At 72.8% G+C, this 15,432-nt stretch carries 13 protein-coding genes and 1 pseudogene; 5 read left to right on the forward strand and 9 right to left on the reverse strand.

Annotated elements, in window-relative coordinates:
- Positions 1-22 precede the first annotated feature (22 nt).
- From EAE32_RS08820 to EAE32_RS08830, 3 genes are all read right to left on the reverse strand, one after another.
- Entirely contained in the window at positions 23-1,429 is a 1,407-nt protein-coding gene (locus EAE32_RS08820) for a class II fumarate hydratase (protein ID WP_121864909.1), read from the reverse strand.
- 329 nt (positions 1,430-1,758) lie between these two features.
- Complete coding sequence (locus tag EAE32_RS08825; protein ID WP_121864910.1) at positions 1,759-2,409, reverse strand: carbonic anhydrase; 651 nt, start codon at positions 2,407-2,409, stop codon at positions 1,759-1,761.
- A 323-nt stretch (positions 2,410-2,732) separates the two neighbouring features.
- Positions 2,733-3,632 carry a DUF4245 domain-containing protein gene (locus tag EAE32_RS08830; protein WP_121864911.1) on the reverse strand — a complete coding sequence of 300 codons (900 nt, stop codon included), beginning with the start codon at positions 3,630-3,632 and terminating at the stop codon, positions 2,733-2,735.
- Positions 3,633-3,770: 138 nt separating this feature from the next.
- On the opposite strand from EAE32_RS08830, the gene glpX reads away from it, so the two are divergent.
- Positions 3,771-4,778: a class II fructose-bisphosphatase gene (glpX, locus tag EAE32_RS08835; RefSeq protein WP_121846713.1), complete on the forward strand. Its 1,008-nt coding sequence runs from the start codon at positions 3,771-3,773 to the stop codon at positions 4,776-4,778.
- Between the two features lie 113 nt (positions 4,779-4,891).
- Positions 4,892-6,634, forward strand: a complete 1,743-nt coding sequence (locus EAE32_RS08840; protein ID WP_121864912.1) for a hypothetical protein — start codon at positions 4,892-4,894, stop codon at positions 6,632-6,634.
- Positions 6,635-6,707: 73 nt separating this feature from the next.
- Here the strand turns inward: EAE32_RS08840 and EAE32_RS08845 are convergent, their stop codons facing one another.
- The 5 genes and pseudogenes from EAE32_RS08845 to EAE32_RS12185 form a co-directional block, all read right to left on the reverse strand.
- On the reverse strand, positions 6,708-7,463 hold the full coding sequence (locus EAE32_RS08845) for an SDR family NAD(P)-dependent oxidoreductase (RefSeq protein ID WP_121846711.1): 756 nt from the start codon (positions 7,461-7,463) through the stop codon (positions 6,708-6,710).
- Complete coding sequence (locus EAE32_RS08850) at positions 7,460-8,473, reverse strand: lipid II:glycine glycyltransferase FemX (RefSeq protein ID WP_121846710.1); 1,014 nt, start codon at positions 8,471-8,473, stop codon at positions 7,460-7,462. The genes EAE32_RS08845 and EAE32_RS08850 overlap by 4 nt, the downstream gene beginning before the upstream one ends.
- A 95-nt stretch (positions 8,474-8,568) precedes the next feature.
- Positions 8,569-10,293 carry an LCP family protein gene (locus EAE32_RS08855; protein WP_121864913.1) on the reverse strand — a complete coding sequence of 575 codons (1,725 nt, stop codon included), beginning with the start codon at positions 10,291-10,293 and terminating at the stop codon, positions 8,569-8,571.
- Positions 10,294-10,646: 353 nt separating this feature from the next.
- On the reverse strand, positions 10,647-11,150 hold the full coding sequence (gene purE / locus EAE32_RS12180) for a 5-(carboxyamino)imidazole ribonucleotide mutase (RefSeq protein WP_424321741.1): 504 nt from the start codon (positions 11,148-11,150) through the stop codon (positions 10,647-10,649).
- A gap of 96 nt (positions 11,151-11,246) precedes the next feature.
- A pseudogene (locus tag EAE32_RS12185) lies at positions 11,247-12,365 on the reverse strand (5-(carboxyamino)imidazole ribonucleotide synthase); the annotation flags it as partial.
- Between the two features lie 232 nt (positions 12,366-12,597).
- Between EAE32_RS12185 and EAE32_RS08865 the strand changes: the two are divergent.
- The gene (locus EAE32_RS08865) at positions 12,598-13,188 is read left to right on the forward strand and encodes a GtrA family protein (protein WP_240625238.1); all 591 of its coding nucleotides are present in this window, start codon (positions 12,598-12,600) and stop codon (positions 13,186-13,188) included.
- Between the two features lie 60 nt (positions 13,189-13,248).
- Here the strand turns inward: EAE32_RS08865 and EAE32_RS08870 are convergent, their stop codons facing one another.
- Positions 13,249-13,953 (reverse strand): TIGR03089 family protein, encoded by a 705-nt coding sequence (locus EAE32_RS08870; protein ID WP_121846793.1) that lies wholly within the window; start codon positions 13,951-13,953, stop codon positions 13,249-13,251.
- A gap of 234 nt (positions 13,954-14,187) precedes the next feature.
- Here EAE32_RS08870 and EAE32_RS12115 point away from each other — a divergent pair, with 234 nt between their 5' ends.
- Entirely contained in the window at positions 14,188-14,757 is a 570-nt protein-coding gene (locus EAE32_RS12115) for a WhiB family transcriptional regulator (RefSeq protein WP_121864915.1), read from the forward strand.
- Between the two features lie 5 nt (positions 14,758-14,762).
- The gene (locus EAE32_RS08880) at positions 14,763-15,374 is read left to right on the forward strand and encodes a DUF3499 family protein (RefSeq protein WP_121846896.1); all 612 of its coding nucleotides are present in this window, start codon (positions 14,763-14,765) and stop codon (positions 15,372-15,374) included.
- The last annotated feature ends 58 nt before the right edge of the window (positions 15,375-15,432 follow it).

Here is a 15,432-nt window from a genome sequence, read left to right on the forward strand (position 1 = left end):
GGATCGGATCAGCCGATGGTGCTCAGTAGCTGCCCGTCATGGTGGTGACGTCCAGTGCCTTGTCGAGCTGCTCCTCGGTGAGCTTCTCACCGTCCACGTAGCCGAGCTCGATGGTGGCCTCGCGCACGGTGACCTTGTTGGCCACGGCGTGCTTGGCGATCTTCGCGGCGGCCTCGTAGCCGATGGCCTTGTTCAGCGGGGTCACGATCGAGGGGGAGGCCTCGGCCAGGAACGTGCAGCGCTCTTCGTTCGCCTGCAGCCCGTCCACCATCTTCTCCGCGGCCACGCGTGAGGCGTTCGCGAGCAGGCGGATGGACTCCAGCAGGTTCGCCGCCATCACGGGGATGCCCACGTTGAGCTCGAACGCGCCGTTGGTGGAGGACAGGGCCACGGTGGTGTCGTTGCCGATCACCTGGGCGGCCACCTGGATGGTCGCCTCGCAGATCACGGGGTTGACCTTGCCCGGCATGATCGAGGAACCCGGCTGCAGGTCCGGGATGTGCAGCTCGCCCAGGCCCGTGTTGGGCCCGGAGCCCATCCAGCGGATGTCGTTCATGATCTTCATGTACGAGTACGCGATGTTGCGCAGCTGCCCGGAGGCCTCCACCAGACCGTCGCGGTTGGCCTGCGACTCGAAGTGGTTGCGGGCCTCCGTGAGGGGCAGCCCGGTCTCTTCAGCCAGCAGCTCGATCACGCGCGCCGAGAAGCCGTCCGGGGTGTTGATGCCGGTGCCCACGGCGGTGCCGCCCAGCGGGACCTCGGCCACGCGCGGCAGGGAGGCGTCGATGCGCTCGATGCCGTAGCGCACCTGCGCCGCGTAGCCGCCGAACTCCTGGCCCAGGGTCACGGGGGTCGCGTCCATCAGGTGGGTGCGCCCGGACTTCACCACGTCCTTGAACTCCGCGGCCTTCTTCTCCAGGGAGGTGGCGAGCACCTCCATGGCGGGCTTGAGGTCGTTGATCAGGGCGTTGGTCACGGCCACGTGCACGGACGTGGGGAACACGTCGTTGGAGGACTGCGAAGCGTTCACGTGGTCGTTGGGGTGGACCTCCACCCCGGCGGACTCGAGCGCGCGCGAGGCGAGCGTGGCCAGCACCTCGTTGGTGTTCATGTTGGAGGACGTGCCGGAGCCGGTCTGGAACACGTCGATGGGGAAGTTGTCGTCCCACTCGCCCGCGGCCACGGCGTCCGCGGCGTCACGGATGGCCTGGGCGCGCTGCGCGTCCAGCACCCCCAGCTCCTCGTTGGCGGTGGCGGCGGCCTTCTTCACCTGGGCCAGCGCCCGGATGTGCTCGCGCTCCAGGGTGGTGCCGGAGATGGGGAAGTTCTCCACGGCGCGCTGCGTCTGCGCACGGTAGAGCGCGTTCTTGGGCACGCGCACCTCGCCCATGGTGTCGTGTTCGATGCGGTACTCGGTGTTTTCAGCCATGGCTCTCAGTGTAGGCATCCGCGCCGCACCGCGCCCGCAGGGTCCGCGCAGCCGCCCTCCCGTGACGGACGACGACGCCGCCCGCCCGGGTGCCCCTGCGGCGTCGCCGACCAGCCGGCAGCGGTGCCGCGGGAGACGTCACCTGACCGTGCGGCGTCGTCCACGGGAGCCAGACGTTGCGAAGTGGAGCAAATGCGCAGCCGCACCGCGGAATCTGCATTTGTTCCACTTCACAGCGTGACCGTCGGGGTGTGGGCTCGGGGCGGGTGCCGGTGGTGGGGCAGGGGTGCCGGAGGTGGGCGCGCGACGTCGGCGGCGTGCCGGGCGGGTCAGGAGTTCTGGAACGCGGGGTCCTCGCTGTAGACCAGCTCGGCCTTGCCGTCCGCGAGGTGGTAGAACACGCCGATCACCGCAGCATCCCCGCGGGAGACGGCCTGCGAGATCGCCGCGGAGTGGTCCATCAGGCGGGCGGCGGTCTGCCTGGTGTGCTCCACGACCATGTCCTGCAGGTCCGCATCCCCGGCGCGCCTGGCCTCGAGAACCGAGGGGGTGATGCGCTCCACGAGGTCCCGCTGGAAGCCGCGGGGCAGCTGCCCGGACTCCACGGAGTCCTTGGTGGCGGTGACGGCGCCGCACGAGTCGTGGCCGAGGACCATGATGAGCGGCGTGCCGAGCACCTCGATCGCGTACTCCAGGGAGCCCAGCACGGCGTTGTCGATCACCTGCCCGGCGGTGCGGATCACGAAGGTGTCACCCAGCCCGAGGTCGAAGATGATCTCCGCGGCCAGGCGCGAGTCCGAGCAGCCGAAGATCACCGCGAACGGCTTCTGGGACTGCGCGAGGTCCTTGCGGCGCTGCGCGTCCTGGTGCGGGTGCAGGGTGTCCCCGGCGATGAATCGGGCATTGCCGTCCTGCAGGGCCCGCCACGCCTCCAGGGGGGTGCGAGGGGTGTGGTCCACGGCGTCGGTCTGCGTGCTCATGCGGGAACTCCAAGGGTGCTGGACGGGTGAGGAGGTCGCGGGCCGGTGGGCACCGCGTCGCCTCCAGGGTAGACCCGCGCCGGCACGGCGAGGACGGCCCCGGCGCCGGCTGCGGGTCACGACGGCGCGGCACGCCGGGCGGCCCCCGGGTCACGACGACGCCGCTCATGCCACCGTGGGCACACCGACTCCGAGCCCACTGATCCCCCGGCCCACCGACTCCGAGCCCACTGAATCCGGGTCCACCAACTCCGGCCCCACCGGTCTCCGGGTTCACCCGCTCCGGCCCGGGCGGGCGGCGGGAGCCCGGTGCGGAGCAGGGGTCAGGAGCCGGACAGCGCCGTGGCCACGTGCTCGAAGTCCGCCTCGGGGGCCTTGCCGCTGAGCACCACGGTGGAGTCCTCCAGTTCACCGACCCATGCGGTGAACTCCTCCTGCTTGCCGTTCGCGTCCCGGTGGTGCTGGTGCCACGTGACACCGCCCAGGGTCTTCTCCCCGGTCTGCGGGATCAGCTCGGTGCGCTGCGCGAGCCACGTGGGGTTGGACTCCGTGGTCTGCGCCATGTCCACCAGGTGGTAGTCGGGGGTGAGGTATCCCACGTTCCACAGCGGCACACCCTCCTGGGACTTCTCCGTCCAGCGGGCGTAGTTGGCGCTCCAGCCCTCACCGAGCCGGGGGGCCGCGGGTGCGAAGGGTGCCTGGTCCCCGGCGAACTTCGCCTCCTGGCTCACGTCCACCTGCGCCCGGTACGGCTGGGCGTCCGGCTTGGGCTGCAGCCACAGGAAGGGCAGCAGCAGCAGGATCAGCACCACCATGGAGATGACCATGCCGCGGATCGGCGCGTTGATGCGCGAGGCCTGCTTGCTGGTCAGCTGCGGGACGGGCCGCTCCTCGGCACCGGGCTCGACGCCGCCCTCACCCTCTGTGCCGGTGCCGGCGGTTCCCGGCGTGGCGCGTGCATCCGCGGAGCCGCGTGCGGCACCATCCCGGCCGGTGGTCCCGGTGGTCCCGGTGGTCCCGGTGGTCCCGGTGGTCCCGGTGGTCCCGGCCCTGTCTGCGGTGCGCGCGGTCCCGGTCGCCGGGGTGCCCGGCCGCGCGGAGCTGGGGGCGGCGTCGTCGGCGGACGGGGACCCAGCAGGGCCGCCCTGGGTGGGGGGAGAACCGGGGGCGGGGCGGGGATCGTCGGAGGGGCCGGGGCCCGGCCCGGAAGCAGAGGAACTCACCCGACCATTGTGCCGTGATCCTGCGGACCGGCCCAACACGCCGGGCCGGGGATATGCTGGGGGCACCCGTGGCAGTGCGTCCTGGCCCCCGTGCGCGGCGGAGCGGGGCGCAGCCGAAACTCGAAGGTGAGGAACAACGTGGCAGAGACGACCCAGCAGGGCTCGGGAAATGTGGCGGACCGGAACTTGGCGCTGGAACTGGTGCGCGTCACGGAGGCGGCCGCGATCGCGGGCGGCCACTGGGTGGGCGCCGGTGACAAGAACAGCGCGGACGGCGCGGCCGTGGACGCCATGCGCTCGTTCCTCTCCACCGTGGACTTCAACGGCACCGTGGTGATCGGCGAGGGCGAGAAGGACGAGGCCCCCATGCTGTTCAACGGTGAGCAGGTGGGCAGCGGCGAGGGCCCCGCCTCGGACGTGGCGGTGGACCCCATCGACGGCACCCGCCTGACCGCCCTGGGCATGAACAACGCGCTCGCGGTGATCGCCGTGGCGGACGGCGGCTCCATGTTCGACCCCTCCGCCGTGTTCTACATGGACAAGCTCGTGGTGGGCCCCGAGGCCGCGGACATGGTGGACCTGCGCCTGCCCGTGAAGCAGAACATCCACCTGGTGGCCAAGGCCAAGGGCGTCAAGCCCAACCAGGTGACCGTGTGCGTGCTGGACCGCCCCCGCCACCAGGGTCTCGTGGAGGAGATCCGCGCCACGGGTGCCCGCACCCGCATGATCCTGGACGGCGACGTGGCCGGCGCGATCGCCGCGTGCCGCGAGGGCACCGGTGTGGACATGATGATGGGCATCGGCGGCACCCCGGAGGGCATCGTGACCGCGTGCGCCGTGAAGGCCACCGGTGGCGTGATCCAGGGTCGGCTCGCTCCCACGGACGAGGCCGAGCGCCAGAAGGCCGAGGACGCCGGGCTGGACGTGGACCGGATCCTCACCACGGACGAGCTGGTCACCTCCGACAACTGCTTCTTCGCGGCCACCGGCATCACGGACGGGGACCTGCTGCGCGGGGTCCGCTACCGCGGCCGCACGATCGCCACCCAGTCCATCGTGATGCGTTCGCGCTCCGGCACGGTGCGCATGGTCGAGGCCGAGCACCTGGCCAAGAAGTGGGAGAAGTACGAGCGGCTGCACGCCTGAGCCGTTCCCGCACCGCCGAACGCGCGTGCCCACCCGCCCCGGGTGGCCACGCGCGTTCTGCTTTCGCGGCTAAGCTGGGGCGCGGTGTGCAGGGCCTGAGGAGAGGAAACACCGTGGCGTTGAGCGTGTCCCCGTGCGGCAACCGCAAGACCTGGGACGCGCGCGTCCGGGTCACGGGCGGGCATCCCGAACTGCTGTGGGGAATCGGCGACGCCGAGGCCCTCACCGAGGACCGGGTGAGCGTGGAGCGCGTGGCCGTGGACCGCGGCGATCAGACAGTGGGGTACGGCCAGCTGCTGGTCCACCCGGAGGACCGCCACACGGTGGTGGACGCGAAGTCCCTGCACGTGAAGAACCCCCGAGACCTGCCGGCCGTCCTGGAGGCGCTGCAGGAGCACGCGCGCACCGCGCACGACGCCGCCGTGCTGCGCGTGAGCCCCGACACCCACGCCACCACCGAGCTCGCGGCGCAGCTCGCCGAGGCCGGCTACCGGCGGCGGGACAGGATCCGCCGCGGCGAGGCCGGTCCCCGCCACCTGGTGGTGCGCCTGGGCGAGACGGAGGGTGAGCTCTCGAAACGACTTTCCAGCGAGACGCTGCAGCGCTGCCGCGCGGGGCTGCGCGACTCCGGGGTGCGGGTCCGCCGCGTGAACGCCGCGGACCGGGACCTGTGCCACGTGGGCCTGCGCACCCAGCACATCCGTGAGCTGCTGCGCGCCGTGGGGGAGAACTCGGTGTTCCTGGTGGCCACCGAGCACGCCGAGGACGGCTCCGAGTCCGCGCTGGGCTACCTCTGGTTCGTGCACACCGGCGAGTCCGCCATGGTCTACCGCCTGGGTTTCACGGACCGTGCCCGTCAGCTGGGGGTGGACGACGCCCTGCTGCTCACGGGCCTCGTCCAGCTCCAGCAGCGCCAGGTCCACAAGGTTCTCGCGGGTGATCCCGACCAGCCGGGCCAGCCCATGGTGCTGCGCGAGCTCGCCACCGAGGACCACGAGGTGCTCGGCACGTGGGAGTACCCGCTGGTGGGGGAGTTCCAGGTGGCCGGGCGCGCGGAGAAGGCCCGTCGGCGCTTCTTCCGCCGCCGCACCAGGCGCGGGGCCGCGGCGGAGGAGCTGCTGCCGCAGAGTTCCGAGCACACCGCCACGACGACGCCGGACCCCGCCTCCCACCCGCCGCAGACCTCGGGTGCCCCCTCGAACCAGAGCGCCCCCTCGGACCGGGCCGCCGAGGACGTGGATCGCGGGACCGCGGCCGCGGAGCATGGTGTCGCCACGGCAACCGCTGAGGCTTTCGGCGGCATGCGGGACAGTGGCGCGGCCCCGGGCGACCCGTCCGGCCAGCGCACGACGAGCGGCACGCCTGGCGGACGTCCGGAGCGCGAGGCCCCGCACGATGACCTCGCCACGGTCACCCCGATCGCTCCCACCGTGGATGTGGATCCGGATCTCGCCCGTCCGGGCGACAGTGCTCCGGAAGCCGTGAGCGCCGAGCCCTCGGACGTGACCGCGGCGCCGGGCGAGCAGTCGCGGCACGGCAGGACGCCGGGCGCGGGAGGCAGGCGCCGCAGCGCGAGGACATTCGCCCGTTCGACCGCGCAGGAGCCCCCGCGCACGAGGAAGCAGGGGAGGAGCACCGGGGTTCCGGCACCGGGACGTGCCGAGGAGACCGCGGCGGCTCCCGTGGCGGCCACGGAGCGGGTGGCCACCGAGCAGGTGGGCGGCGTGGACGGGGGCCACGCGGCGTCGTCCACGGATCGAGCCGCGGCACGCCGTGCGGAGCGGCCCGCCGTGGCGCTCGTGCGGCGAGCCGTGGCCGAGGGCAGGGCCGCCGTGCGGGACGCCGCACGCTGGTGACCCCGGCGGCCCCCGGACCGGGTCCGGGGGCCGCCGGGTCCGCGCGCTGCGGGCGGAACCGCTGCCGCGGCGGCTAGTCCCGGCCGGAGACCAGGTTGGCCGCGCGCGCGACGAGTGGCTGCGGCAGCAGCCCGGCCACACGCTCCAGGGCGTGATAGACGCGCGGGAAGACCACCCGGGGGCGCCCGCGGTCCAGCGCGGAGAGGGCGGCCGCCACCAGGTCGTCCGGCCTCGCGGAACGGCCCGTGTCAATGGCCGAGGCGTCCGCGACCGCGAAGAAGTCCGTGTCCACGGGCCCGGGGCACACGCTCAGCACGTGCACGCCGTGCTTGCGGGCCTCCACACCCACCGCCAGCGTGAACCGGTCCACGAACGCCTTGGTCGCGCTGTACGTGGCCATGGACGGCAGCGGCTGGAACGCGGCCACGGACGCGATGTTGACGATCGCCCCGTGCCCGGCGGCCGTCATGGAGCGCAGCGCGGTGTGCGTGAGCGTCATGAGCGCTCGGACGTTCACGGTGAGCTCCTCGAGCTCCCGGTCCAGTTCCAGCCGCGCGAACTCCCCGTGGCTGCCGAAGCCGGCGTTGTTCACCAGCAGGTCCACGGGCTCGGTGCTCAGCCACGCGGAGAGCGCGTCGATGCCCTCCTGCGTGCCGAGGTCCGCGGCCACCACGCGCGCGGTGCCGCCCGTGACCGCGTCGGAGAGCTCGGTGAGCTTCTCCTCGCTGCGGCCCGTGAGGACCAGTGAGTAGCCGCGCTCGTGCAGGGCACGGGTGAAGGCCCGGCCGATGCCGCCCGTGGCTCCGGTGACCAGTGCTGTGCGCGTCATGCCGCTGCCTCCGCCGTGCGGCGCTCCCGCAGCCGGGTGCGCAGCTCGCGCGCCCTCGTGCGTGCGGTGGACAGTCCCTCGCGGGCCGCCCGGGCACCGGTGTAGGCGGCGTAGCCCGCGCGGGAGACCGGGAGGTCCCACGTGCCGGGGTAGGACACGGGCTGCCCGCCGAAGGACTTCTTGAAGGACGTGAACCCGTACCACTCGTGCTCGGGTCCCGCCTCCTCCGGGGCGGTGCCGAAGAGGTCGAACCACGTGAGTCCCTTCTCCTTGGCCTCCATGATCATGGTGACCACCAGGGGGATGCCCGCGGAGAGCCTGCGGTGCTCCTGGTCCATGGCCGCGTGGGCGTAGGTGCGGGTGTCCCCGGAGTCGTACACGAGCGACGCCGCAATGGGCTCGCCGTGGAGCTTCGCGAGGTACAGGCTCGCGGCGCCCACCGGCATGAGGGACTCGGCCGCGGCCCGCAGGTAGTCGTCCTGCTGACGGTTGAAGTTCCGGCGTCTGGCGGTGTCGTCCAGGAACGACAGCAGGAACCGCACGTCCTGCGGGTCCTGCGAGCGCTCGATGCTCACACCCTTCTTGTGGATGTTGCGGTAGAGGTTGCGGTTGGTGGACTTCATGTCCTTGAGCAGGTCCTTGGCGTCCTTGCGCAGGTCCACCACCTGGGTGTGCCCCGGCTGCACCTGGCGCGGGGAGCGGCGCATGCCGCGGCGCCGCAGGGACTCCTCGGCGCTCTCCGACCCGCTCGCGGGGTGGCCGTTGACGGGCTCCACCCGCACGAACCAGCAGCGCTCCTGCCGGGCGCGTGCCACGAGGTCCGCCAGCGCCCGGTCGAACGCGTCGGGGGACTCGGCCTCCGGCCCGTACGGGCAGTACAGGTAGCGCCCGGTGCGTCCGCCCTCGACGGTCGCCAGGTAGCGCCACCCCGGGCCCTCGGCCTGGAGGACCCGGTGTCCGATGCTCTGCTGGAACTGTGCCCACTCGGGGGACTGCAGGATATTCGCCACGCCCCCACTGTACCGATGCGCGGGGTGTCTCCCGGTGGGACCCGGGTCACCCTGCACGGAGCGCCGCCCCCGTCACGCGCTGCTGCCGGGGGACGTCACTGCGGTAGGGAGCACGTCCCGTTCGGGGACAGCTGCTCCTCGGCGGGAAGCTTGAGACCCGCGGGCGCCGTGAGCGCGGCCGGGACCACCGCGGCGGTCCCGATGCCCGGCCCGCTGCCGAGCACGGACACCCCGCCCGCGGGCGCCGCCCCGGAAGCGTGGGCCGCGGCCGCGGACGACGACGCCGCGGTTCCGCCGGACGATGAGGCCGCCTGGGCGCCGTCGGCCTTCTTGAGGACGTCCGCGAGATCCGACTGGAACCGCGCGTAGTCGGGGTAGGTGGGGAAGGACTGGTCGTAGTAGGGCGGGCCCGCCGCGTAGGACTGCAGCTCGTGGTGCTGGGCCTTGGTGGCCACGGAGACCATGGAGCCGATCGAGGACTGCGGGATGTCCGTCTCCAGGATCTGTTGCCCGGACCGCGCGAGGTCGTCGAACTTGGTGACCACCGTGACGGGGTCCAGCTGGGCGAGCATGGCGGCCTGCACGCAGCGCTGCCGGGCCTGGCGGTCGTAGTCCGTGGCGCCCTCACGGGAGCGGGCGTACCAGAGGGCGTGGTAGCCGTCCATGTGCTGGGTGCCCGGCTCGATCCAGCCCAGGATGGGGTTCTTCTCACCCGTGTCCAGGTTGGTGCCCCCGCCCATGGGGACCCGCCCGCCCACGTTCAGGTCGATCCCGCCCAGGGCGTCCACGAGCGAGGCGAAGCCGTCCATGTCGATCAGGGCGTACGCCTGGATCTTCAGCCCCGTCACACCCTCGGCGGCCTCCTTGGTGGCCTGGGCCCCCGGGTCCGCGACACCCTCGTAGAGGTCCTTGTGGTTCTGCATCACGTCCGTGTAGATGGCGTTCATGATGCACTCGTCACCGCAGTTGAAGCCCTCCGGGTAGACGGTGCTCATGGGCGAGCCGGAGGGGAAGGGGACGTTCTGCAGGTTGCGGGGGATGGAGACGGTCACGGTCTGCCCGGAGGACGCGTCCACGCTGAGCACCGTCATGGAGTCCGGCCGCCGGCCCTCCCGGTCCTCGCCGGCGTCCCCGCCCATGAGCAGGATGTTGTAGCGGCCCTCGGAGGGGGCGAACGGCAGGCCGCCCGCAAAGGTGTGGGAGATCGCACCGCGCGCCACCGAGACCAGGTGGGCGGCGTAGCCGAGCCCACCACCGGTGACGAGCATGGCGAGCACGGTCACGACGATCACCGCCCGCTTCATCCCGGTGCCGAGCAGGCCCGGCCGGATGAGGCGCAGGGTGTCGAACCACAGCACCACCCAGCCGATGGCGAGGGCCACGAGGACCACCATGAGCACGGCGGAGGTGATGGAGCTGGTGAGCAGCCAGATCAGCGCGGTGCGCCACACGAACCAGAGCACCAGGGCGAGGACGAGTGCCGCCCAGACCGCGGCGGTGATCCGCACGGCGATCCGGCCGATGCTGCGGCGCCCGGCCACGAGCTGCGCGGAGCCGGGCACCAGGAGCGTGGCCCCCAGCAGCCACCAGGCCCGCTTGGTGCGGGTCCCGGGCGCGGCGAACCGCGGATGGGAGAGCGGATCGCCCACACGGGAGCGGGAGCGGCGCGGGCCCTCGTCCGGGTGGCGCGCCGCCGTGGCGCCCGCGGAGGGTTCCCCGGTTCCGGCGGCCGAGGGGACCACCTCTGGCAGCTCGTCGTAGGCGCGGGTGGCGGAGGGGCGGGCGTCGTCGCCGCGGGGGCGGTCGGTGGATCCGTTCACGTGAAACTCCGTGCGGCAGGGGAAGTCGGTGCTGCGGTGGGTGCTCGGCGGCGCTCCCACCGGGTCGGTTTCCGGCGGCTGGGGGCGGAACCCGACCCGTACATTGTGCCCCCTCCGGCCCGGGACCCCCTGAAAGCGGGTCGCTCGGGCAGGTCGACGGGGGCGGGCAGCACCCGGGAGCTCGTCGGGGCAGCGCCGTGCCGGGGGGCGTTCTCAACGGCGTGGCGGCCCCAGCAGGTGCGGACGCCGCCCGGGCAAAACGGGCGCGGGCGGAACGGCACCGTCGGTCTGTCCGGGGTGGACAGCTCGCAGGTCGCGGGCGCTCCCACCGCCCGGGTCGGGGGGGGGGGCGCTCAGTCCTGGGCGGTGGCCCCGTGCTCCACGGTCTTGCGCAGGCTGGAGCCCTTGCGGTGTGCCGCCTCGGACAGCTCCGCGGCGAAGCCCTCCAGGCGCTCCCGCAGCTCGCGTGCCGAGGTGCCCGGTGCGGAACCGAGCACACGGGCGGCCAGCAGGCCGGCGTTGCGCGCACCGTTGATCGACACCGTGGCCACGGGGACACCCGCGGGCATCTGCACGATCGAGAGCAGGGAGTCCATTCCGTCCAGGGTCTGCAGCGCCACGGGCACGCCGATCACCGGCAGAGGCGTCACGGAGGCCAGCATTCCCGGAAGGTGCGCGGCACCCCCGGCGCCGGCGATCACCACGCGCAGCCCCCGCTCGTGCGCGGTGCGGCCGTACTCCAACATCTCGGCAGGCATCCGGTGGGCGGAGACCACGTCCGCCTCGTACGGGATCCCGAGCTCCTCCAGGGCCTCGGCGGCGGCGCGCATGGTGGCCCAGTCGGAGTCCGAGCCCATCACGAGGCCCACGAGGGGGGACTCGCTCTGGTGGTGCGGCACGGCGCCCCACGGTGCGTCCGTCCGGCGGTCGTTGAGCGGCAGGTCGCGGTCCTCACCGTCGCGCAGGATGCCCGCGGTGCGTGTGGCGATCCGACGCAGCCGCTGCACCTCGTCCGCGCCGCCCACCGCGTTCACGTGGCCGATCTTGCGCCCAGGGCGCACGGACTTGCCGTACGTGTGGAGCTTCGCGCGGGGCTCGGCCGCCATGGCCTGCGGGTACGCCGCGAACAGGTCCGGGTTCTCCCCACCCAGAATGTTCTTCATGACCGCGGCACCGGCCACCGGGTCCGTGCTCCCCAGGGGCCAGTCCAGGACGGCCCGCAGGTGCTGCTCGAACTGCCCGGTCACGGCGCCGTCCATGCTCCAGTGCCCGGAGTTGTGGGGGCGCATGGCCAGCTCGTTGACCGCGAAACCCTCCTCGGTCCCGGGGACCTCGAACAGTTCCACGGCCATCACACCCGTGACGCCCAGCTCCTGGGCCAGGCGGACCGCGGCCCCGCGCGCGGCGCGCTCCACCTGCGGATCCAGGTCCGGGGCGGGGGCGATCACCTCGTCGCACACGCCGTCCACCTGGATGGACTCCACCACGGGCCACGCCGCAGTCTCACCGGAGGGGCGGCGGGCCACCATGGCGGAGAGCTCCCGGCGGAAGGGCACGGCCTCCTCCGCGAGCAGGCCCCGGTCCGTTCCGGCGGCCGCGCGCTCGAACCACTGCGCGGCGGTTCCGCGTCCGGCATCCCCGGGTCCCTCGAGTTTCAGCACGCCCTTGCCGTCGTAGCCGCCCCGCGGCGTCTTCAGGACCACGGGCCAGCCCACGCGCTCGCCGAACGCCACCAGCTCCTCGGGGGAGTGCACCTCGGCCCAGCGCGGGTTGGGCAGCCCCAGGGTCTCCACGGCGCGCCGCATCACGAGCTTGTCCTGCGCGTGCTCGAGGGCTGCGGGGCCGGGACGCACCGCCACACCGTGGGCCTCGAGGGCTCGCAGGTGCTCGGTGGGCACGTGCTCGTGGTCGAAGGTGAGGACATCCACGTCCGCGGCGAAGCGCTGCAGCGTGGCCAGGTCCGTGTAGTCGCCGGTGGGTGCCGTGGCCACGGCGGCCACCGCGCTGACGTCCGGGCCCTCGGCCAGGACCCGCAGCTCCACGCCGAGTGCGGTGGCGGCGGGGGCCATCATGCGGGCCAGCTGGCCGCCGCCCACCACGCCGATGACAGGACCGGTCACAGGAGAGTTCACCGCCCCAGGCTATCGTCACAGCGGACGCCCAGTCACGTGGGAGTACGATGCTCTGCAGCACGAGCCGTGCTTCGCGCGGGCAGCCGCCGTTGCCCGGTCCGCCCGTCACCGTGGACGCGCCGGCGACCGCGGCCCCGGGCCCTCAACCGATCAGCAGATGGAGACCGATTCCTTGAACACCCTGGTTGATCGCGCACACGCCCTGTGGGAGCTGTTCGTCAAGGAGCTCACCAAGTTCGGGCTCGTGGGAGCGGCCGCGTTCGGCATCAACGCCTCCATCGTGTGGCTGCTCATGCACACCCCGTACTTCGCGGACAGCCACATCAAGGCCAAGGTCGTGGCGACCGTGGTGGCCATCGTCTTCTCGTGGATCGCCAACCGGATGTGGACCTTCCGGGACAAGCGCCAGGACGACAAGAAGAAGGAGCTCGTCCAGTTCCTCGTGGCCAACGGCATCGGGATGGCCATCGAGCTCGGGTGCCTCGGGGTGAGCTACTACATCCTGGGGCTGACCTCCGCCACGGCCTCGTTCATCTCCGGCACGATCATCGGCACCATCCTGGGCACCGTGTTCCGCTACTTCGCGTACCGCTTCTGGGTGTTCAGGACCGAGCTGGATCAGGACCCGGAGTTCGCGGACAGCCCGGACGAGGAGTTCGCCTTCGTCACCGGCCAGATGCCGGTGGTGCACGCGCGCGACGAGAACCCCGAGCGCCGCGCGCCCCGCGGCACGGACGACGACGACGTCCGCCGCGCTTCCTGAGGATCCGCCCCGAGCAGGCGCCATCCCCCGCGGTGCCAGATGTCCGGCCGCTGCGTGGAGCTAGGCGTCCGCCTGTTCCTGGGCCAGCACCTCGGGCGTGGCGTCCTCGGGCCGCGCGGTGAGCAGCACCGCACCACCCCCCGCCACGGTTCCCAGCAGACGCAGCAGCTCGGCGTCACCCCAGCCCTCGGTGAGAGGGAGGTGGACGGTGCGCGCACCGGAGCCCTGCGCGGCGTCGACCGCGGCGTCCAGGAGGGTTCCGTGGGCAACGCCCGAGGCCAGCGCGCCCTCGGTGGGATCGGGGGACTCGAAGCCCGAGTACACGTCCGGCATCCCGCGGGCCTCGTCGCAGAAGTCCACCGCGCCGTCCGGCAGGGGGCCGGCGCACGCGAACGCGAGGGCCGGTTCGGCGACCACCAGCAGGAGCTGCGCGGCGGCGTCGTCGTCCGGGGCGGTCTCCAGCTGGGCGTGCACCACGGAATCGGGCTCGGGGTGGTGCGTGAACTCCACGCGGGCGCCCGCCCGCAGTGCCGCGAGGGCAATGACCACGAGGCGCCAGTGCGGGACGGGGGACACGGTCACCAGGTCCGAGGCGGTGACGTCCAGCTCGTCCACGAGCAGACCCGCGGCCTTCTCCACCCAGTTCACCAGGACGCGTCCGGAGAGCTCCACGCGCTCCGGGCCGTCGCGCCAGACCAGCGCCGGGGTGGGGCGCCGAGCGATGGTCCCCAGGGCCTGGGCAAGGTCTCTCGGTGTGCGTCCCACGCGGAAACTCCTTAGGGTAAGTGACCGAACCCCGGAGTCACGGGCGGCACGCCGGTGACGCCGGGAAGCCCAGGATACTCGGCTTGACTCCCACGGACTTACACGCGTGTAATTAGGGAGTCCACCCGGCCCATGGAGTGTGAGCCCTCTCGCGGCGCGCGCGTTCCCGGACCGGGACAACCGGGCTGGTTGAGGGCACCGAGACGACAGCACGCGTGGGACGGAAGGACTGACATGGGAGAGGCCGCACGCCGCCGGATCGACGGTCGCGAGGACTCGGAGCCCGACTCGACCGGGGGAGTCGTCCCCGTCGACTGGTTCGTGGATCCCGTGGACCAGGCCCGCGGCGCCTCCGGCGTCACCACCCTCGACGACCTCGCCTCCGCCTTCCTCGCCGCCCACCCCGAGGTTGCCGGGGACGTGCTCCTGCGCTCCGACCGCAAGAAGCCCCGCGATCCCGAACCCCCCACCCAGACCCCCCAGAACCTGACAGGCACGGAGGTCTACGACGCCCAGAGCGTGGACGCCTCCGTGTGGCAGGCCGTGGCCGGTCTCTACTCCGTGAGCGAGGGCGACGCCGAGGGCGAGCTGGCCTGGCAGACGGATGCGCTGTGCGCCCAGACGGATCCCGAGGCCTTCTTCCCCGAGAAGGGCGGTTCCACCCGGGACGCCAAGCGCGTGTGCGAGGCGTGCCCCGTGAGCGGGCAGTGCCTCGACTACGCCATGACCAACGACGAGAAGTTCGGCATCTGGGGCGGACTGTCCGAGCGCGAGCGGCGCCGGCTGCGCCGCCGGGGACGCTGAGCCCGGTGCCGGAGTCCGCGGTGGCTCGCCGCAGCTGTTCCAAGCAGACGTGCAACCGGGACGCGGTGTGCACGCTGACCTACGTCTACTCCGACTCCACCGCGGTGATCGGTGCCCTCTCGGCGCGGCGCGAGCCCCACGCCTACGATCTCTGTCCCGTCCACGCCGACACCCTCACCGCCCCGCGCGGCTGGCGCGTGGTGCGCCTGGAAGCGCCCGGCGGCTGGGACCGGGACGACCTCGACGACGTCGTCCAGGCCGTGCGCGCCGACGACCAGCCTGCGGCACGCCGTGTCTCGACCCGCGGGCCGTCCCTGGGGGCCGCGCGTCCGAACCCCGTGCCCGGCGCCCGGGTGCTGCGGGACGTCTCCTACCGGGGCGACGACGAGGCCGGGGACGGCGAGGCGACCGGTGGCGCACCGCGCAGCGACCAGGTCCCCGGGCACGACGCCTCCGTGGGCCCGCACTCCACCCCTCGCGGTGGGGGCGGCGCGCCCGACGACGGGTATCCTGGGGCCAGCCGTTCGGTTGCGAAAGCACATTCGGCCGCGGAGCCGCCCGCCCGTTCCGTTCCGGTGCCCGAGTCCCTGCGCATCCCGCACTGGCGCCGTCCGTAGCCACCGGGTGCATCGCAGCCACCAGGTGCACTGCGGCCGCCGGATGCTGCCGGTGCCC

Origin of the sequence: Kocuria tytonicola, assembly GCF_003687175.1 — a bacterium.
GTDB lineage: Bacteria > Actinomycetota > Actinomycetes > Actinomycetales > Micrococcaceae > Kocuria > Kocuria tytonicola.

Coding starts and splice junctions, on each gene's coding strand:
- EAE32_RS08820 (WP_121864909.1), bottom strand. CDS start 1,429: ATGGCTGAAAACACCGAGTACCGCATCGAACACGACACCATGGGCGAG.
- EAE32_RS08825 (WP_121864910.1), bottom strand. CDS start 2,409: ATGAGCACGCAGACCGACGCCGTGGACCACACCCCTCGCACCCCCCTG.
- EAE32_RS08845 (WP_121846711.1), bottom strand. CDS start 7,463: ATGACGCGCACAGCACTGGTCACCGGAGCCACGGGCGGCATCGGCCGG.
- purE (WP_424321741.1), bottom strand. CDS start 11,150: ATGGGCTCGGACTCCGACTGGGCCACCATGCGCGCCGCCGCCGAGGCC.
- EAE32_RS12115 (WP_121864915.1), top strand. CDS start 14,188: ATGGGAGAGGCCGCACGCCGCCGGATCGACGGTCGCGAGGACTCGGAG.